Here is a 17420-nt window from a genome sequence, read left to right on the forward strand (position 1 = left end):
GTCGAAGGGTTTTTGCTGCTGCAGGCCCAATACGAGGCCGCACAGCGCGAAGCACAGCGATTCACCGAGCGCATGCCCTGGCTGACCACCGCCCAACAGGAAGAAGTCATCCGCCAATACGTTCAGGAACGCAGACACCTCACCCGGCTGACACTGACGGCCGTGGCCTGGCGCAGCCACCGGCTCCGTGAGGAGTACGAGGCCCGCTACGCGCTCCTGCGCGCCAGACTGCTGAAACTGAGCGCTCTGACAGTCTGCACCGCACTGCTGTGGACGGCCTGCCTGACCGCATGGGTGTGCTGGTCCCCAGGCGACTGATAGTTGCCACCGCACTCTCGGCGGTGCCAACCCCAAGATCCCGAAGCGCCAATCACGTCACATCACCACCGCACGCCACCCTTCACGACTTCCCGCCCCAGGTCATTAAGGGACGTTGAAGGTCCAGACGCCGGTCGATCCGCCCACAGGGGTGCCCGGTTCTGCTTCGCCGACCAAGGGGCTCAGCTTCTGTGCGATGGAATTACTCGCCTGGTCACGGCAGCTGCCGTCCCGGAGCAAGCCGGGAGGCCGCGTCGAGGGGGCGCGAGGATCTCGCACGGTGCTGCGACGTGGCGACGCCTCATACCTGCTGGAGAGGAGCGCGTGAGCACTCGTTGCAATTCTTGAGGCGCTCGGCAACGAGGCCAGCGGCTTGGCGAGCGAAAGGCTGCTGTCGTCAGGGCCGCGGCCGGGACGGCGCGGCCATCTCCTCCAGTTGTCGACTCCCGGGGCGCGACGGCCCGTATGTCAGCCCTCCACCTGCTGCTGGGTATAGCTCCACGCGTACTGTTCAGCCAGTCGGAGATCACCACCGCGCTCAGCCCGGGGCCGCCATCCGGGTCGCACGCGTGCCGCCGCATACCCGCCCCCAGACCGGTGGCCACCCACGACGACGCACAGAAAGGACAGCTCAAAAGCTCACCGACGGCATGGCGCACCGCTCCCTGACGACGCGGCTCGTCCATGACTTCGCTGCCGCCCACCGCCTCCTGACGGCGGGCGAAGGGTGCCCGGAGAAAACTCGTGACCTTTCCCTTAGTCACCAGCCGGGACACCTTGTACGTGGCCGTGCCGAGCATCAGCAGGTCCCACGGCAAGACGGTGGAGGGCAGCGGACGCCCCGACCTGCGCAGCGACAGCGCGGCCAGAGCCGTCGCCGCGCCATAGACGCCCGCCAGCACGGCATAACCGCCAAGGGGAACCTCACCCGGAGCGAACGAACTGCCGTACTCTGGGCGGCTCGCGCTGTTCACCGACTGTGCGTGGGAACAGAAGGACGCACCGTCGCCAGCCTTGCCACTGTTGTCGGCCAACAGGAACACCATGGTCACTCCTCCACATCTGTCCGACCGATGACCGGGTCCGCATACGGACACGAGCGCGACTGCTCGGCACGCGGCACCACAGGGCCGAGACATGAGGCGGCTGAGCCTTCACGTGATGACTGTCAGGTGCCGGGTACCCCGATGCGCATGATGAAGCAGGCTCTTGGCAGTGACTGATCGCGGGAGCGGTCGGCGGCGGCAATTACTCTCGGCGCGAAGGCGGAGCAACGCCTGACGGGCGGCACGACTCGTACGTCCCCGGCCCTGCAGCGGCTGACCGGGATGAAGGAAACGGCTGAACCCGGTGGCAGCAAACTGGACCATTGCACGTCGGCCAGGCCCGCGCCATGGGCATCCTGCGTTCAGTCATGGCTCATGCCGGCCTGCGCGGACCGCTGGCCTCGGGCAAGTTCACCGTTACGCCTGACCGCCGACCAGATCCTGGAGAACGCCACCGGCGGCGGCGCCCCACCGCGGACCTGGCCCCGCGAGGAACTCCTCATGGACCTCCTGCACAAGAGCGGGCGGTGAGGTCGTCCGCCCGCTCCGCCGCCAACGCCCGGTCCGCGTACGTTGTGCGGCATGCACGCGAGGGCTGCGGGTACCCGTCGCACGCGGCGCGACACGAACTGCTGTGTGACTCGCGGAGGCACGCGCGCACCCGGGACTACGGCTCGTTCGTGCCGCGCCAGCCGATCTGGCTGCCGGATGGTCCCTCGCAATTGAACGGCAGGTAGCCGGCGCGGAGGGAGAAGGTCTTGGGCACCCTGGTATCGGTGGATGCGGTGCGGGCGATGATCTGCGTCTCGGGCCCGTGCGTTGCGATTTTTGGGCGTTGGGCCCGCGCCGGGTGGGGAGGACCTGGAACAGAGTCATCTTGGTGGAGCATGATCGGGTGGATCGGTGGAGGGTCCGCAGGGAGGTGATGAGGCGTGGCCGGTGATGTGGAGTCGTCGGGCTCTGATGACGCCGAGCGGGAGACGTACGTTGACCTGGCCGGGATCGCCCGCGCGTTCATCGCCGCGGTCCAGGGGCTGCCTGCGGCTGCGGTGCCTGATGCGCTGTGTCGGGCCTGCGTGTCTTTCCTGCCGGAGGTATCGGGTCTGTCGCTGTCGGTGCTCGGGCCGGATGAGGGCGTGGGCGTTGTGCTCTTTGCCAGTGACGAGGTGGCGGCTCTTCTGGCGGAGATCCAGTACACGCTCGGCGAGGGCCCGTGCGCGGAGGCGGTGCGGCTGCGGGCCCCGGTGTTCGCTCCGGCTCTGACCCGCGCTCCGGACGCGCGCCGGTGGCCGCTGTTTTCGGTTCAGGCCGCGAAGGCGGGCGCCGAAGCGGTCTTCTCCGTGCCGTTGCCCGGTGCGGTCGGCGCTCTGGGCACTCTGGATCTGTACCGGGAAAGCGCGGGTGCGCTGAGTCGCGAGCAAGTGCGCACCGCGCTTCTGGTCGCCGACGCTCTCTCTTTGGCCGTCGCCGCGCTTGGCGAGGCTTCTGATGACTCCGACGGAGTCGTAACGTGGCTTGAAGGAGCGGAGTCGGACCGGGAGGAGATCCACCAGGCCACCGGGATGATCATGGTGCAGCTGGGGGTGAGCGCCGAGGAGGCCGTGCTCAGACTGCGGGCCCGGGCCTTCGCGCAGGGCCTCACCTCGACCGACGTTGCACGGGCCGTCCTCGAACGCACCATGGATATGCATCATGAATGAACGCGCACATACCTGCCAGGACCGCGCCGAGGAGACGGACATGAACCGCGAGCGAGAGCTGGCCCAGGCGTTCGTCGACCTCGCGGACACGTACGCACCCGACTTCGACCCCCTGCACCTCTTCAACCGCCTGGTGCACGCCTGCCAGCAGCTGCTGGAGGTGGACGCCGTGGCCGTGATGATCGCTGACGCCCGGGGCACGCTGAAAACGATGGCCGCCACCGACGACGAAGCCGCGTTCATCGAGCTGATGCAGATGCAGACCGGCCGCGGCCCCTGCATGGACTGCTACCGCACCGGACAGGCCCGCAGCATCCCCGACATCACCACCGAACGCGACCGCCTGCCGACACTGATGACCGCCATGTCCGTCGCCGGATACCAGTCCCTGCACACCGTGCCGGTACGTCTGCACGAACGCCTGCTGGGCGCGGTCACCCTGCTCAACGCCCGCACCGGGGATCTGCCCGACAACGACATGCCCCTCGCACAAGCACTCAGCGACACCGCCGCGCTGTCACTGATGCACTGGCCCACCGAGCCGCGCAGCGACGACATCACCACGCGCGTGCAGAGCGCCATCGCCGCCAAGGCCACCCTGGAGATCGCCAAGGGCATGATCGCCGCCCACGGAGACGGCTCCGTCGGCCAGGCCGGACGCCTGCTGGCCGACTATGCCAACCGCCACCGGGTCAGTCTCGCTGAGACCGCTCTCGCCCTGGTCAAGCGCACCATGGAACCGACCCACATCCTCGACGCAACCGCCGCGACCTGAACACCGGCACCGGCTGCGAGCGGGGGCCGGCGGAGCGGGAACGCGACGGCGGGTGGTTGTCGTATCGGTGGGAAGGAGAGTCCGTAGAGAGAGGCTGATGTGCTGCGTGATCGAATCGGACTGGTGGATGTGCTGGCTGCGGCGGAGGATGCTGCGCCGGTGGGCTCGCTCGATGTCGTGGCACGCAATCTGCGCGACCGATTCAACGCGCGGTACGTCTCGTTCCTGTTTGTCGACGTCGTCGGCCGCCGCCTGCTGCGGGTCAACGACACAGCGGCCACGCAACGAGAGGACCGCACCCAACAGGTCCCCCTCATCGGCAGCGGTGTCTACGACGAGGTCCTGCGCAGCCAGAAGCTGGTGCTGGCGCCGGAGGGTGAGGAGGGGCAGCGGGTGCTGGCCCCGGTCACCAACCGCGGCGACACTATCGGGGTGCTGGAGCTGTTCCTCACCGAGGTGACACCCGATGTGCTGGAGCAGGTGCAGGAGGCCGCGCACGCGCTGGCCTACGTCATCGTCACCGACCGTCGCTTCACCGACCTCTACCACTGGGGCAACCGCACCACCACGGTCAGCCTGGCCGCGGAGATCCAGCGCCAGCTCCTGCCCTCGGCCGCCTCCTGCGAGGCCCCCGAGTTCACCCTCGCCGGCGCCCTGGTCCCCGCCTCCGACATCGCCGGAGACACCTACGACTACAGCCTCGACAACGACACCCTGCACCTGTCGGTCACCGACGCCATGGGCCACGACGTCGACGCCTCGCTCATGGCCACCCTCCTGGTCAACGCCTCCCGCGGCGCCCGCCGCGCCGGGGCCGACCTTGCCGAGCAGGCCCGCCAGACCCACCAGGCCCTCCTCGCCCACGGCCGACGGACCTTCGCCACCGGCCAGCTGGTACGCATCGCCCTGGACGGCAGCTGCGCGCAGCTCGTCAACGCGGGCCATCCCTGGCCACTGCGGCTGCGCGACGGCGCGGTAGAAGAGCTGCGTTTGGCCGTGAACCTGCCCTTCGGCGTCGTCGGGCAGGGCCCGTACCGGGTACAGGACCTCGACCTGCGTCCCGGTGACCGACTCGTGCTTTATACCGACGGCATGCAAGAACGCCAGGCGGAAACGGTCGACCTGACCGGCATCATCCGCGACAACGCCACCGAGCACCCCCGCGAGGTCGTGCGCACGCTGGTCGGCGCGGTCTCCGACGCCTACCACGGCCGTCAGCCGAGAGACGATGCCACCGTTCTGTGCCTGGACTGGTACGGCCCCCAGCACGGAGGCCTGCGCACCCCCAACTTGCTCAGGGGGAACCGGCAGGAGGGAGCCTGCGAAGAGATCTCGCATGCGGTCGACTCCCACGCGACGGTCGACCGGGCCATCGGTGTTCTCATCGCGGTTCACGGCCTCTCGCCGACCGCAGGATTGGAGGTGCTGCGCGAAGTCTCCCAGCACACCGACATCGAGCTGCACTCGGTCGCGGAAACGCTGATGGCTTGGGCGTTGGGGCAGTCACTGCCGGAGCCGGTGCGCCAGGAGCTGGACGCAGCGAAGCAGCGGCGCATACCGGAAGACGCACCGGAGGAGCCCGGGTAGGGGAGGTCATACAGCCTTGCCGACCGTACGCAGCAAACGTACGACATACCAAGCAGAACCTTCCTGCCGTACAGCAGCGAGGTCCAGCAAGCGTCGCGACCGCAGTCAACCGCCAGCAGTCGCGTGCGACCGTCTGGGCGCGCAGGCCAGGATGAGGAAGGCTTCGTGGATATCGGTGGCACCCTGGCAGAGACCGGCTCCTCGACGCTGCCGATCACGGGGGCGGCTGCCGCGGCAGTGGTCACGGGGGCGGGCACCCTCGTCATCGTGCACCGCCGCCGGGCCCGGAACCTGATCTGACAACCGTCCGACGCGAGCGGTGGCGCCTCAGGCGGTTCCCGGTTCCAAGCGGACTTGTTCGAGTCCGGACGCACCTCCACCACGCAGGCAGTCGCAGCGAAGGCCAGAAGCAGGACTGCTTCGGCATATGACCGTTCAGAGGTGCATCGCCCTCGGCAGAGAAGCCGCCACCATGATCGTCTTCTGGCTCTCTCCCTATAAAGTCAATGCCGTTGGGGTCTGGTGCAGGTTGGGTCACGCGGCCTGGAGGGCCGGTGTGCTCATGACGGTCTCGAATTCGACGGGGGTCAGCCGGCCGAGCGAGGCTTGTCTGCGGCGCCGGTGGTAGGTCCGCTCGATCCAGGTCACGATCGCGATCCGCAGTTCCTCGCGGGTGGCCCACGATCGGCGGTCGAGGACATTCTTCTGCAGCAGGCTGAAGAAGGACTCCATGGCCGCGTTGTCGCCTGCTGCCCCGACTCTCCCTATCGAGCCGATGATCCGGTGCCGCTCGAGCGCCTGGACGAACTTCCGTGACCGGAACTGGGCAAGTTCAACCAGTCGTTGCAACACCGGGCTGTTGCAGCGAGCGTAGCTGCTCTTCGAAGACCTCAGCCGGCGTCCGCCAACCGAGGACCTTGCGGGGCCGGTTGTTGATCGCCATGGCGACGGCTTCGAGGTCCGTGGACGACCAACGGGAGAGATCAGTGCCCTTCGGGAAGTACTGACGCGATCCGCTGCCAGAAGTGGCGCTGCACCGCACGAGACGGCTCCGGCCGGCCCGGTGAACGCATCGGCGGTCGCATCGCCCGATCCGCCGCCCACAGCCGTCGCGCTCCCGCTGGCACCTCCGGCACCTTCCGCCTCTTGTCTCGTCCCATCGCGCACCTCCGTGATCAAGGTGTTGCGACGACCAGTTGAATCCGCCCTGCGACCCGCGATCGCTGTGCAGAATGCACCCGGCGACGTGTCCGCGCCGGGCAACGGCGTTGTTCAGGGCTGTGACGGCCAGACGGGACTTCATCCGTGCGTCGATGGAGTAGCCCACGATCCTCTTGCTGAAGACGTCCTTGACCGCGCAGAGGTACAACTTGACCTCGAACGTGGCGTGTTCGGTGATGTCGGTGAGCCATCCGTCACGCAGTAGCTTGTGCACGGGCAGGACGCGGTTGGCCGGCACCCGCCAGAGCAGGTCGGCGCCACTGTCGGTGAAGGCTCGCCACAGCGGGACGCCGAGAAACTCGCGGTCGGCCAGCACCAGCCAGCCCGCACTGCAGGACCGCGGCAGACGGCCTACGAGCGTGACTTCACCGGTCCGGCAGCCGGCGAGTTCCGCATCCAGCACCGCATGGCTGCCCACTTCCACCAGCGCCGCCATCCGCACCTGGACAAACGCACTGCGCTTTGCTCCGCGGCCGCTGCCGGGACGGCCGAACGCGGCCTGATTGGCTTCCGTGTCGGCGACGTCCCAACAGGTCCCGTCGACGGCCGGCACCCGCAGGCCCCGCCAGAACGCGCCCGGCGTCGACTCGTCGGCCATCGGCTTCGCGGTCGCCGCGAACAGCACCTGAAGTGGTTCGAAGCCCAGTCGCTGCCGAGCTCTGAACAGCGAAGACTTCGCCGAACATGCCAGTCGCCCAGCAGTCCCAGCCCCCGCAGACCCGCGACCAGATGCCGCATGACCTCGAGATAAGGAGCAGGCGAAAACAGCGCCAGCCCCAGGACGAAATACACCACCAGCCGCGCAGGAAGCAGCCGCCTCCGTTGCTCTGCACGACCGCACGCAGCCACCACCCGGTCCACCAACCCCGGCGGATACACCCGCGTCAGCAGACCCAGACCCGATAAGTCAGACGCGCTCGAAGCCACCCCAACCACCCCCGGGACCCACTGCCAACCAGCCTACCCACGGCAAAAGGAACGGCTGTGCCCCTAAAGTGCCCTTCAAAGGGCGGGGGTTGGCCGGGACCTGTCCGGTGGCTGGAGTTTGGACAGCGATCTGCAGTGCCTTGAACCGTCGCAGACATGTCACAACAGCAACCAGGCGCGCACCAGGTACGGGCGCTGTGGCTGCCGGTCACCTCCTCCCGTGCATACCGCGAGGGCCTAGGGCATCAGGTGGGCCGCGGAGCGGGCCCGCTCCCACATGCCGGGGATCTGCTCGCTCGGACGCTGCTGTTCGCCGTGCAGGGCGTTGAGCACCACCAGGCATCCGGTCAGAGCCGGCACCGCCCACTGCGCCAGGTGCAGCTGCCGCCGCGCCTTCTCCAGGTCGATCGGGTGCTTGGCCGCCTTTTCGGCGTCAGCGGGGTCAAAGGAGGAGGCCAGCTCGACCTTCTTGCCCAGGACGCGGGCGTAGGCGGTGGCGGCCAGAGCCGCCGCGGTGACGACGGTCTTGGCCGTGGTGGAGGCGGCTACGCCCTGCTGGGCGGCGACACGGTGCGCGTTCACGGCGAGCAGCCCGCCACCGCCGAACAGGTGCGCGCCGATCGCGGCGGCGTTGACCGGCGCCCACTTCGCCCACCCCGACGACGAGATCCGGACCCTGGTCGCCTCCGTGCCGCCTTCGTCCTCGGCCGCACCGTTGAGACCGACCGCCCCCATCAGCGAGCCGCCGAACCAGGCCGCCAGACCAAGATCGTGCAGGCTGCGGACGGCGGTGTTGCGTTCAGACATGGCGGAGCTCCTTCAGGGACGGAAAGAGGGGCTTGGCCGACGTAGACGGCGACCCCCACACACCCTCACCGGACTCCAAGCGCCCCGCCATCACAGCAGATCAGACGGGTGAACAAACGAGCCCCAGCAGCAGGGCCCGACCTGTCGAGCGCCGACGCCCTCGCCTACGCCACCACCCCCGAATCCCACACCAGCCACCTGGTGCGGTCCACGGGCAGCGACTCGATTCGTAGGCCCACGCCAGTCAACGCCATGCCGGAAGCACCGCAGCTCTCGCTCTGCTGCCGCCGACTCGTCGATTGTGCAAGCCCCCAGCAGTGCACCGTCCTGCCCGCTATCGACGGCGAACCCATCCTCCTCGTCGCTGAACTCAGTGCACCCGGCCCGCCGCAGAACCTTGCGGATCCGCTCAGCACCCCGGCCACGCGGGTCCGATAACGGGCGCAGACCCCGCCCAACCATCAGCACCATCCACGCCAGCCTCACCCAATAACGGGTCTGCTGCGCGATTACTGAGCACTCACTGCCATCAGGTTCAGCTCCCGTGTAAGCAGCTCCCTCCGTTCCCCCATCAACTCAGCCTCAACGCGTCGACTTCGCTCTTCACCGGTAGGGATCAGGCATCGCGGCGGCTTGCTCCCTGACCTGTTTGCCCCAGGCGATTTGCAGGGACTTCGGGATTTTTGTCGTCAGGCCTTCGTCCTTGGTAAGGACGAGCTCCCGGCCGTATGCACCGCTGCCGCAGCCGTCAGACTGCCGCGTGAGTCGTACGTCGGCAGACCTGTCGATGACGGGCCGGGCCCCGCCCTTACGGATGACCCGGAAACGGACCGGTCCAGAGTCCGGATTCACGTCGTCGGGCAGCGAGAGTCGGAGGTTTGCGATGCCCTGCGTTCCGCAGATGCTCTGGCACACGCGCCTCACATACACAGCTCCGCAACGGCCCCCGTGAGATCACCATAGCCCTGGCGCCCGAACAGCACACTCACCCCAGACACGACGCCGACCCCGGCGCACCCTGACCCCGCCTCGGAGCACTCGGATGCAGCCGTAAGGAGAACGAGTCCCACCGCTACGGCATGCGCCTTCCGCGTCACCATGTCTTGACCACTCCCGGAAGCGCCTTGATCCAGTACGGCCTCAACCGCACCAACGTGGGCACGCTGCACACTGGCGACTCGCTGGGCGGCGATGAGCAGCCGGTGCAGCCCGGCAACAGGCGATCGACGTCCTACGCCGCCAGGTACCACCGTGCATCCACTGCCAGCCCGACACAGCCTGCTCAAACTGGGCCATCAACGGCACACCGTTCGACATCAATAATCCCGAGGTGCACCCCGTCGTGGAGGGCCAGCGTGTACGGCTCGACTTCGTCAACCAGCGAGAAGTGGCACCCGATGCACCTGCACGGCCACACGTACCAGCTCGGCACCTCCGACCCGCGCAAGGACACCGCGAAAGTGCTGCCCGAGAAGACGGTGTCCGTCTTCCTCGACGCCGACAACCCCGGCCAGTGGATGCTGCACTGCCACAACGCGTACCACGGCGAGACGGGCATGACGGCGAACGCGGCCTACAAGGCCTGACGTTCTGCTCGCGCGCTGCCTGGATGGGCGCACCGGGTTCCGACCGGGTGCGCCCGAACCGTTCACGGTGACGACCGCAATGGCTGGTTCATCGACCCAGCAGCGATCAACATCCGCGATAGCGCAAGCCATCCCTCATCCCAGCAGGCCGGCACGCTCCAGGAACGTCCTCCACGTCCAGGCCCGCAACGAACCATGTCCGACACGGGGGTCGGCGCCTTGCCGACGGTGAGCAGTGATTGCAGCAGGGGACCCGCACGATCGGTGACGGCTCCGAGCGCTGAGCCACTGCCCTCGGCACCGTCAAGAGCAGCCGTGCCGGGGTGAGGCTCAGCCAGCTCCGGCCACCGTGGCCGGGGTCTGCGCCCGGGTGTCACGCAGGCCGAGACGCAGGTGCTCGACATGGTAGAGAGCCTGTTCCAGGAGTTCGGCGACGTGGTTGTCGTAGAGGGCGTAGACGATCGAGCGGCCCCGGCGCTCGCCGGTGACCAGGCCGAGGTTGCGCAGCAGGCGCAGCTGATGGGAGCAGGCGGACTGCTCCATGCCGACGGCGTCAGCGAGCTCGGTTGCCGCGCACGGGCCCTCCTGCAGGCGGGCCAGGATCCGCAGCCGCGAGGGGGTGGCCAGCGCCTGGAACGTGGCAGCGACATCGACGGCGCCAACGGTCTCAAGACGCTCACGTGCGGTGGCGATGTTCTGTCCGTCAGCTCCGTGCCCCATGAGCTTCATCCTACGGAGAAGCATCCATGAACGCATGAACGAGTCTTCATGTAACCCTTTACCGTGGGGAGAGTGACGCCGGAATCCGGTTGCTCGCAGATCCGCCATGCCCTCGTGAAGGACCCACCCGATGACCTCCGCAATTGCCCCGCCAGCGGTTCAGACCGACCGGATCTGCGCCCCACGCGACGCCGCCGCGCCCCGGCGGCGTACCCGGGTTCTCGCGCTGCCCGAGGCCCGGTAGGCGGCGGCCGCGCTGGTCCTGTTCCTGGTGGCGCTGCCTTTGCAGCTGGCCGGCGCCCCGGCCTGGGCCTGGGGCCCGTTGTACGCACTTGCCTACGCGGTCGGCGGCTGGGAACCAGGGTGGGAGGGGCTGAAAGCCCTGCGGGAGAAGACGCTCGACGTCGATCTGCTGATGGTCGTCGCGGCGCTCGGCGCGGCGGCGATCGGGCAGGGGATGGACGGGGCGCTGCTCATCGTCATCTTCGCCACATCCGGAGCGCTGGAGGCCCTGGCCACGGCACGGACGGCCGACTCCTTGCGCGGCCTGCTCGACCTGGCGCCCGCCACGGCCACCCGCATCGACGCCGACGGTGGCGAAAAGACCGTCACCGCAGAGGAACTGTCCGTCGGCGACACCATCCTCGTACGGCCCGGCGAGCGTGTCGGCGCCGACGGCCAGGTGCTGGACGGTGCGAGCGACGTCGACCAGGCGACCATCACCGGAGAGCCCCTGCCGATTGCCAAGAGGAAGGGCGACGAAGTCTTCGCCGGCACCCTCAACGGCACCGGCGTCCTGCGCGTCCGCGTCGAGCGCGACGTCTGCGACACGGTGATCTCCCGGATCGTGCGGATGGTGGAGGAGGCGTCGGAGACCAAGGCCCCGACTCAGCTGTTCATCGAGAAGGTCGAACAGCGCTACTCGCTCGGCATGGTGGCGGCCACCCTTGCCGTCTTCCTCTTCCCGCTCGCCCTTGGTACACCGCTCACGGACGCCCTGCTGCGGGCGATGACCTTCATGATCGTCGCCTCGCCCTGTGCGGTCGTCCTGGCGACGATGCCGCCGCTGCTGTCGGCGATCGCCAATGCCGGACGGCACGGCGTGCTGGTCAAGTCGGCCGTGGTGATGGAGCGTCTGGGGCAGATCGACGCGGTGGCCCTCGACAAGACGGGCACGCTGACCGAGGGGACGCCGAGGGTCACCGACATCCGGCCGCTGGCCGAATTGAAGCCGAACGAGCTTCTGGTCCTCGCGGCAGCGGCCGAGCATCCGAGCGAGCACCCGCTGGCCCGCGCGGTCGTGGATGCGGCGCGCCTACGCGGGCTCGCCCTGCCGGTTGCGGATGCCTTCGACTCCACGCCCGGCGTCGGCGTGACCGCCACCGTAGACGAGCAGGTCGTCGCTGTCGGCGCACCGGCCAGGATCCTGGGCTACACGAGCGACGCGGACTCCGCCCGTGCGGCTGCGCTGGCCGCCGAGTTGGAGGACGACGGGCGAACCGCCGTCCTGGTCACCGCGGACGGAGTGCCGGTGGGCGTACTCGGCATCGCCGACCGGCTGCGCCCCGACGCCGACACCACCGTCACCGCGCTGACGTCCCTGTGCGGAACCGCACCGCTGCTGCTGACCGGTGACAACCCGCGTGCCGCAGCCCGCTTCGCCGCCGAGGTCGGCATCAAGGACGTGCGCGCCGGACTGCTGCCCCAGCACAAGGTGGCCGCTGTGAAGAAACTGCAAGAGGCTGGCCGCAAGGTGCTCGTGGTCGGTGACGGCGTCAACGACGCCCCGGCCCTGGCAGCCGCCCACACCGGCATCGCCATGGGCCGGGCGGGATCTGACCTCGCCCTGGAGACCGCCGACGCGGTCATCGTCCGCGACGAACTCGCCACCGTCCCCGCGGTGATCTCCCTGTCCCGCCGCGCCCGCGAACTGGTGGTGCAGAACCTGGTCATCGCCGGCGTCTTCATCGCGGTCCTGGCGATCTGGGACCTCGTCGGCAACCTCCCGCTCCCGCTCGGCGTCGCGGGCCACGAGGGCTCGACCGTTATCGTCGGCCTGAACGGGCTGCGGCTGCGGCATGACTCGGCCTGGCGACGGGCCGCCGAATGAGCCGCCGCAAGACTTCGGCAGCCCAAGCGGCACCTCGGTGCACGGTGACCGTGTGCCGGGGCTGCGGCTGCGGCACGGCCAAGGTGTCGGCCATCGACCCCGGGACCCAACTCGCATCCGGGTTGGACTCAGTCGCCCACGCCCGTGTGGTGAACTGTCTCGACGCCTGCGAGCAGGCCAACGTCATCGTCGTGCAGCCGTCCTCGGCGGGCCGGGCCGCAGGTGGACGGCCGGCCTGGGTCGGACTGGTCAACGCCCCGGACGCCACGGCCGACATCGTGGCATGGGTACGCGCCGGAGGACCGGGCATCGCCACTCCACCAGAGATCCTCGACTGAGGTTGTCGCGGTGACCGGCGTGAAGACGTCGGCCGGGCCGTCACGGCTGTGGCACCGGCCTACTCGCACTTGGGCGGGGAGTACTCATTGCGCTTGGCGCTCCGCGGCCGCGGCCTGGTTGCGACCCGGTTCTTTGGCTGCAAGAAGCGTTGGCCGCGGTCGGCGTCCGCAACGTCCGGCACTGCGGCGCGCACCGCTTCTGCAGACGGTTCTCGCGTGTTGCCGCTTGGCCGGTGACGGTACCAGCGCGAGAGCGGCGGCTGATGAAGGCTGTCCAAGTGGTCCTTCATTCGACAACTTGGCCGACATTCCCGCGGCTGCGGGGGCGGTGCCAACGCTGGCGAGAAGCCCAAGGCCGTAGCAGCACCATCGTGGTGATAGCGGCGTCGAGGGCTTGCTTGCTTCTGAGAGGGCGATTCGTGAGGCGATGACTGTTTTGCCGTCATCTCATGGAGTGGGCTTGGGGCGTCTCGGCTGATCGGTGGGGCTGGGGGTGCTGGGCTGATCGGGTGAGTGAGCGCAAGCGGTATCCGAGCGATCTGTCGGATGAGCGGTGGGCGCTGATCGAGCCGGTGATCACCGCGTGGAAGGCCGCGCATCCGTCGGTCAGCGGTCACCAGGGCCGTTATGAGATGCGGGAGATCGTGAACGCGATCCTGTACCAGTCCCGGACAGGCTGCCAGTGGGACTATCTGCCGCACGATCTTCCGCCGCGATCGGCGACGTACTACTACTTCGCCAAGTGGCGCGACGACGGCACCGATCAGACCATCCACGACCTGCTGCGCTGGCAGGTCCGCGAGAGGGCAGGCCGGTTGGAGGACCCGAGCCTGGTCGTACTGGACACCCAGAGCGTCCACGCCGCGGTGAACGTGCCCGCCGGCACGACCGGCAAGGACCCCGCGAAGAAGGTGCCCGGCCGCAAGCGCGGGCTCGCGGTCGACGTGCTGGGCCTGGTCATCGCCGTGGTCGTACTCGCCGCCTCCGCCCACGAGAACCGGGCGGGGACGGTCCTGTTGGACCGGGTCGCCGCACAGACGGCGACTGTGTCAAAAGCGCTGGTCGACCAGCGCGGTGGTCGCGCACGGCGCCACCCTGGGTATCGACGTCGAGATCGTCGAGCGCAACCCGGCAGAACGGGGCTTCGTGCCGCAGGTGAAAAGGTGGGTGGTCGAGCGCACGTACGGGATCTTGATGCTGCACCGGCGCCTCGTCCGCGACTACGAGAGCCGCCCGACCAGCTCGGAGTCGCGGGTGTACTGGGCGATGACCGACGTGATAGCACGCCGGCTCACCGACCAGACCACCCCGACCTGGCGAGACGCATGAACGGGCCCGTACCGGTCCGGTCATTACTGGACAAGATCGCCGCACGCGAGCAGGCTCTCGCCGACGAGGCCGAACAGGTCCGAGCGCGGCTTGACGAACTCACCTCCCGGCTGCGCGAGCTGGAGCAGGAGGCCGAACACCTGCGGATCACCTGCAAGACCGTCCTCGCTCTCGCTGACGAACCCGACCCGCAGCCCATGGTCCCGCAGCACCCCGCCTACCAGCAGATCCTCGCCACCTTCGCCGACGCGCGCAATCCGCTACGGGCCCGTGACCTGTGCCAGGCCCTCGACCTCGACATCGTCCCGAAGAACATCGAGAGCACACGGCACAAGCTCAAGCGCCTGGTCAGTCGCGGCATCCGCACGGAGCCCGAGCCTGGCTTGTTCACCCTGCTCCGAGCGTGACGGGGCCGAGATTGGTAGCCAGGCGGCTGGCAGCGATCGAAACGGCCTCTGCCGCCGTCGTCGCCTCGATGAGGCCCTCGCCCGTCATGTTGGTGCTGACGGTAAATGGCTTCTGCCGATGGGCGGCCAGGCAAAGTCGGACAACGGTGAGGCGCGGACGGGTGCTGGTGGAGAACCGCAGGACCCAGTGGCTGGTGAAGGGGTAGAGCCTTCGCAGTGCCGGCTCGGCGTATGCCGCCTCGATCAGCGCGCGGTACTCGGGCCAGTCCACCTCGCCGGCTTCGGTGAGCAGGTGTTGCCACTCTGATTCGGTCAGTAGCCCCGGATCGTGGTCGGCCATCTCGAAGCGACCCGTGAGATGCACGAACGGAGCGACCTCCCGGATGGCGGTCAACTCGTCACCGCTGTGCCAGGCATGCGCGGCCCGGACGATTTGGGCCAGCTCGTCTGTGTCTCCTTCGACAAGCGCCATGTCCTGGAATGACTCGCACCCGCGGATGGACCAACGACGTTCGACCGCCCAGGCGCTGATGGCCAGAGTGGTCCGGCGCGGAGCCCCGCTCGCGACCGAAGCCGCTCGCAGTGGGGTTGCTTCGGAGACTGTGAACGACACGGAAAGGCCGTCCCTGTCGGCTACCGCCTGAAGTGCCGCGGCAAGGCTGCCCTCGGCCGCGATGTCGGGATACAGAGCGGCGGGATCTTGGGAGGCGGCCATGAGTCACGATTGTGCCCCAGCCACTACCTGCGGTGTCTGTGATTCGAGGCATCGCCACGACTCCACTACGCAGACCGGGAACGGCGGTCAGCCGGGTCGCTTGCGCTCGCAGACGCGAACACGGCCCGGCCTCATCACTCTCGAACAGGCCGCCTCGCCCAACGCCGTGCTTGAAACGGACATTCGCTCGCGAATCTCCCTCTGAGGACCGTTTCCCTCAAGGCTGGGGGCCGCTCTGTTCTGTAAACCGGATTCATGGGCTGCGGGCAGCCCCGACTCGCCGGTGAGCCTTCAACCCCTGCTCGTGATCATCCGCTGCCTAGACTCCGCTTATGGAAGGGGCGCAGTTCTGGTGGGGAGTCGTGGCGTTCGTTCTCGGAGGCGTAGCGACCCAAAGGTATGGCTGGAACGACCGCCGGCGCCAGCGCAGGGAGCGGCAGGAAGCTCTCGACAACGCCAAGCGTGAACGGCGGGAAGCATTCAAGTTGCAGCACCTCGTAGAGGTCAACCAGCTCCTGCGGAACCTGCGCCATCACGGGGACAAGCTCATCTCGGCCAAGCGGCCCGACCACCGGCCCGGATATCGTCCCACCGAGCCACCCGAGGACAACGCTCGACGGTGTAGGGCCGCCATCACGGAGGCCGACGACGCCCTGGCCGCGCAGGTCGGATTCATCCTCGACGACGAGGTACGGGCGCTGGTGCATGTAGCTGCCGGATGCACCCGCTCGGTGTCCGCCCCACCGCAGGCTCCGGCTGGGCTCCCGCAGAGCACCTCGAGCGGCACCCCGCGACCTACCACCGCACCCACGGGGTCCGGTACTTCCACGGCTGCTACTCGATCGGCGACGACACCCTCTGGGGCGTCAACCGTCGCAAGAAGGGCGCCGCGAACACCCTGACCGTCTTGAGGTCGATCCGCGCGGCTCGCCCGGACGGCGTCCCGATCTGCGCATCTTGGACAACCTCTCCGCGCACAACGGCGAGACGATCCGACGCTGGGCGAAAGAACCGCGTCGAGTTGTGCTTCACCCCCACCTACGCGTCCTGTCCTAACCCGATCGAGGCCCACTTCGGCCCGCTGCGGCAGTTCACCGTCGCCAACTCGAATCACCGCAATCACACCGTCCAGACCCGGGACCTGCACGCCTACCTCCGCTGGCGCAACACCAACGCCCGCCACCCCAATGTCCTGGCCGCGCAACGCAGGGAACGTGCCCGCATCCGCAGCGAGAAGGGAATCCGCTGGGGCGGACGCCCCCTGACCCGAGCTGCTTGATCGTGGTGGTGGACCCGACCAGGGCCACTACCGTGCTGACATAGCAAGCAAGCGGCAGCCGTACTGGCGCACCATCGGGACTCCGACGACTCTCGTGCTCTACCAAACCGTCGACAGACGGCGGTACGCGATCTACTTCACCGAACCGTCGGGCGTCACCGACGGCGCTCTCGGTACCGCGCAGGCTGCCTGCCACCAGAAGGCCGAAGAACTCCCGCACAGACGTCTGGAGGTGCTCTGGCGCGAATCCGTTCAAACCGATGGGGTGGACCGGCACCGTCACCAGCGCCGACCCACGTCCACCTGCCTCACCGGATCAGCGTGTCACTCAACCGGCGAACCTTCGCCGTCAGAGCATTAGCGGGGCAGGCGGCCCAACACGGCACGGAACCTCTCCCGCCCTGCCGTGACGCTCGCGTCCCACAGGCCTGAGGCGTTACCGCTCACCGAGAAGGACTGGAGCCGTTGTTCCTCGGCGAGAAAGCTGGCACCCGACACGTTCTGGTCCAGCATGCCCATCGCGGTGAGCGCCGCATGACCGCAGGACACCGCTTC

General features: G+C 68.3%; 17 protein-coding genes and 9 pseudogenes. 14 read left to right on the top strand and 12 right to left on the bottom strand.

All coding sequences use genetic code 11. From position 1 onward, the window contains the following. Nucleotides 1-318 (top strand): hypothetical protein (locus tag ACFXGX_RS36070; RefSeq protein WP_384800269.1); only part of this gene is annotated, 318 nt, incomplete at its 5' end. Nucleotides 319-500: 182 nt separating this feature from the next. Here ACFXGX_RS36070 and ACFXGX_RS36075 read toward each other — a convergent pair. Next, nucleotides 501-1118 (bottom strand): DUF1360 domain-containing protein, encoded by a 618-nt coding sequence (locus tag ACFXGX_RS36075; protein ID WP_384800352.1) that lies wholly within the window; start codon nucleotides 1116-1118, stop codon nucleotides 501-503. Here ACFXGX_RS36075 and ACFXGX_RS36080 point away from each other — a divergent pair. From ACFXGX_RS36080 to ACFXGX_RS36110, 7 genes and pseudogenes are all read left to right on the top strand, one after another. Next, nucleotides 1063-1206: a hypothetical protein gene (locus ACFXGX_RS36080; RefSeq protein WP_384800364.1), complete on the top strand. Its 144-nt coding sequence runs from the start codon at nucleotides 1063-1065 to the stop codon at nucleotides 1204-1206. The two genes, ACFXGX_RS36075 and ACFXGX_RS36080, sit on opposite strands and share 56 nt — an antisense overlap. Before the next feature lie 533 nt (nucleotides 1207-1739). Then, nucleotides 1740-1895: a hypothetical protein gene (locus ACFXGX_RS36085; protein ID WP_384800272.1), complete on the top strand. Its 156-nt coding sequence runs from the start codon at nucleotides 1740-1742 to the stop codon at nucleotides 1893-1895. A gap of 401 nt (nucleotides 1896-2296) precedes the next feature. Next, on the top strand, nucleotides 2297-3064 hold the full coding sequence (locus ACFXGX_RS36090; RefSeq protein ID WP_384800275.1) for a GAF and ANTAR domain-containing protein: 768 nt from the start codon (nucleotides 2297-2299) through the stop codon (nucleotides 3062-3064). Continuing rightward, nucleotides 3057-3839, top strand: coding sequence for a GAF and ANTAR domain-containing protein (locus tag ACFXGX_RS36095; protein WP_384800278.1), 783 nt, complete (start codon nucleotides 3057-3059; stop codon nucleotides 3837-3839). The genes ACFXGX_RS36090 and ACFXGX_RS36095 overlap by 8 nt, the downstream gene beginning before the upstream one ends. Nucleotides 3840-3938: 99 nt before the next feature. Beyond that, nucleotides 3939-5105, top strand: a pseudogene (locus ACFXGX_RS36100) (PP2C family protein-serine/threonine phosphatase); the annotation flags it as partial. Between the two features lie 24 nt (nucleotides 5106-5129). After that, a complete protein-coding gene (locus ACFXGX_RS36105) occupies nucleotides 5130-5426 on the top strand; it encodes an ANTAR domain-containing protein (RefSeq protein ID WP_384800355.1) in 297 nt (98 codons plus the stop codon). Nucleotides 5427-5591: 165 nt separating this feature from the next. Further along, complete coding sequence (locus ACFXGX_RS36110; RefSeq protein WP_384800281.1) at nucleotides 5592-5726, top strand: LPXTG cell wall anchor domain-containing protein; 135 nt, start codon at nucleotides 5592-5594, stop codon at nucleotides 5724-5726. 234 nt (nucleotides 5727-5960) lie between these two features. Here the strand turns inward: ACFXGX_RS36110 and ACFXGX_RS36115 are convergent. The 7 genes and pseudogenes from ACFXGX_RS36115 to ACFXGX_RS36145 form a co-directional block, all read right to left on the bottom strand. Further along, nucleotides 5961-6254: pseudogene (locus ACFXGX_RS36115) on the bottom strand (integrase core domain-containing protein); the annotation flags it as partial. A gap of 4 nt (nucleotides 6255-6258) precedes the next feature. Further along, nucleotides 6259-6435 (bottom strand): annotated as a pseudogene (locus ACFXGX_RS36120) (IS30 family transposase); the annotation flags it as partial. Nucleotides 6436-6570: 135 nt separating this feature from the next. Continuing rightward, a pseudogene (locus ACFXGX_RS36125) lies at nucleotides 6571-6837 on the bottom strand (DDE-type integrase/transposase/recombinase); the annotation flags it as partial. A gap of 39 nt (nucleotides 6838-6876) precedes the next feature. Further along, a pseudogene (locus ACFXGX_RS36130) lies at nucleotides 6877-7245 on the bottom strand (transposase); the annotation flags it as partial. A 119-nt stretch (nucleotides 7246-7364) separates the two neighbouring features. Continuing rightward, a pseudogene (locus ACFXGX_RS36135) lies at nucleotides 7365-7583 on the bottom strand (transposase domain-containing protein); the annotation flags it as partial. Nucleotides 7584-7811: 228 nt separating this feature from the next. Beyond that, a complete protein-coding gene (locus tag ACFXGX_RS36140) occupies nucleotides 7812-8381 on the bottom strand; it encodes a hypothetical protein (RefSeq protein ID WP_384800284.1) in 570 nt (189 codons plus the stop codon). 603 nt (nucleotides 8382-8984) lie between these two features. Then, nucleotides 8985-9296: a hypothetical protein gene (locus tag ACFXGX_RS36145; protein WP_384800287.1), complete on the bottom strand. Its 312-nt coding sequence runs from the start codon at nucleotides 9294-9296 to the stop codon at nucleotides 8985-8987. 440 nt (nucleotides 9297-9736) lie between these two features. Between ACFXGX_RS36145 and ACFXGX_RS36150 the strand changes: the two genes are divergently transcribed. After that, nucleotides 9737-9967 (top strand): multicopper oxidase domain-containing protein, encoded by a 231-nt coding sequence (locus ACFXGX_RS36150; protein WP_384800289.1) that lies wholly within the window; start codon nucleotides 9737-9739, stop codon nucleotides 9965-9967. 330 nt (nucleotides 9968-10297) lie between these two features. On the opposite strand, the gene ACFXGX_RS36155 is transcribed toward ACFXGX_RS36150, so the two are convergent. Further along, entirely contained in the window at nucleotides 10298-10687 is a 390-nt protein-coding gene (locus tag ACFXGX_RS36155) for an ArsR/SmtB family transcription factor (RefSeq protein ID WP_384800292.1), read from the bottom strand. A gap of 130 nt (nucleotides 10688-10817) precedes the next feature. Between ACFXGX_RS36155 and ACFXGX_RS36160 the strand changes: the two are divergent. From ACFXGX_RS36160 to ACFXGX_RS36175, 4 genes and pseudogenes are all read left to right on the top strand, one after another. Beyond that, nucleotides 10818-12797: pseudogene (locus ACFXGX_RS36160) on the top strand (heavy metal translocating P-type ATPase). Next, nucleotides 12794-13135, top strand: a complete 342-nt coding sequence (locus tag ACFXGX_RS36165; RefSeq protein ID WP_384800295.1) for a (2Fe-2S) ferredoxin domain-containing protein — start codon at nucleotides 12794-12796, stop codon at nucleotides 13133-13135. The pseudogene ACFXGX_RS36160 and the gene ACFXGX_RS36165 overlap by 4 nt, the downstream one beginning before the upstream one ends. 509 nt (nucleotides 13136-13644) lie before the next feature. Beyond that, nucleotides 13645-14464: pseudogene (locus ACFXGX_RS36170) on the top strand (IS5 family transposase). Further along, nucleotides 14461-14871, top strand: a complete 411-nt coding sequence (locus ACFXGX_RS36175) for a hypothetical protein (RefSeq protein ID WP_384800298.1) — start codon at nucleotides 14461-14463, stop codon at nucleotides 14869-14871. Before ACFXGX_RS36170 ends, ACFXGX_RS36175 begins: the two are co-directional and overlap by 4 nt. Here ACFXGX_RS36175 and ACFXGX_RS36180 read toward each other — a convergent pair. Both ACFXGX_RS36180 and ACFXGX_RS36185 read right to left on the bottom strand, forming a co-directional pair. After that, the gene (locus ACFXGX_RS36180) at nucleotides 14852-15586 is read right to left on the bottom strand and encodes a DUF6193 family natural product biosynthesis protein (protein WP_384800299.1); all 735 of its coding nucleotides are present in this window, start codon (nucleotides 15584-15586) and stop codon (nucleotides 14852-14854) included. The genes ACFXGX_RS36175 and ACFXGX_RS36180 overlap by 20 nt on opposite strands. 308 nt (nucleotides 15587-15894) lie before the next feature. Then, the gene (locus tag ACFXGX_RS36185) at nucleotides 15895-16293 is read right to left on the bottom strand and encodes a hypothetical protein (protein ID WP_384800302.1); all 399 of its coding nucleotides are present in this window, start codon (nucleotides 16291-16293) and stop codon (nucleotides 15895-15897) included. Between the two features lie 17 nt (nucleotides 16294-16310). Here ACFXGX_RS36185 and ACFXGX_RS36190 point away from each other — a divergent pair. After that, nucleotides 16311-16865 (top strand): annotated as a pseudogene (locus ACFXGX_RS36190) (transposase); the annotation flags it as partial. Between the two features lie 357 nt (nucleotides 16866-17222). Here the strand turns inward: ACFXGX_RS36190 and ACFXGX_RS36195 are convergent. After that, complete coding sequence (locus ACFXGX_RS36195) at nucleotides 17223-17414, bottom strand: hypothetical protein (RefSeq protein ID WP_384800305.1); 192 nt, start codon at nucleotides 17412-17414, stop codon at nucleotides 17223-17225. Nucleotides 17415-17420 lie beyond the last annotated feature (6 nt).

The sequence above is a fragment of the Streptomyces sp. NPDC059371 genome, from assembly GCF_042751995.1.
Classification (GTDB): Bacteria; Actinomycetota; Actinomycetes; order Streptomycetales; family Streptomycetaceae; genus Streptomyces.

Coding starts and splice junctions, on each gene's coding strand:
- ACFXGX_RS36075 (WP_384800352.1), bottom strand. CDS start 1,118: ATGCTCGGCACGGCCACGTACAAGGTGTCCCGGCTGGTGACTAAGGGA.
- ACFXGX_RS36085 (WP_384800272.1), top strand. CDS start 1,740: ATGCCGGCCTGCGCGGACCGCTGGCCTCGGGCAAGTTCACCGTTACGC.
- ACFXGX_RS36095 (WP_384800278.1), top strand. CDS start 3,057: ATGAATGAACGCGCACATACCTGCCAGGACCGCGCCGAGGAGACGGAC.
- ACFXGX_RS36140 (WP_384800284.1), bottom strand. CDS start 8,381: ATGTCTGAACGCAACACCGCCGTCCGCAGCCTGCACGATCTTGGTCTG.
- ACFXGX_RS36155 (WP_384800292.1), bottom strand. CDS start 10,687: ATGGGGCACGGAGCTGACGGACAGAACATCGCCACCGCACGTGAGCGT.
- ACFXGX_RS36165 (WP_384800295.1), top strand. CDS start 12,794: ATGAGCCGCCGCAAGACTTCGGCAGCCCAAGCGGCACCTCGGTGCACG.
- ACFXGX_RS36175 (WP_384800298.1), top strand. CDS start 14,461: ATGAACGGGCCCGTACCGGTCCGGTCATTACTGGACAAGATCGCCGCA.
- ACFXGX_RS36180 (WP_384800299.1), bottom strand. CDS start 15,586: ATGGCCGCCTCCCAAGATCCCGCCGCTCTGTATCCCGACATCGCGGCC.
- ACFXGX_RS36185 (WP_384800302.1), bottom strand. CDS start 16,293: ATGCACCAGCGCCCGTACCTCGTCGTCGAGGATGAATCCGACCTGCGC.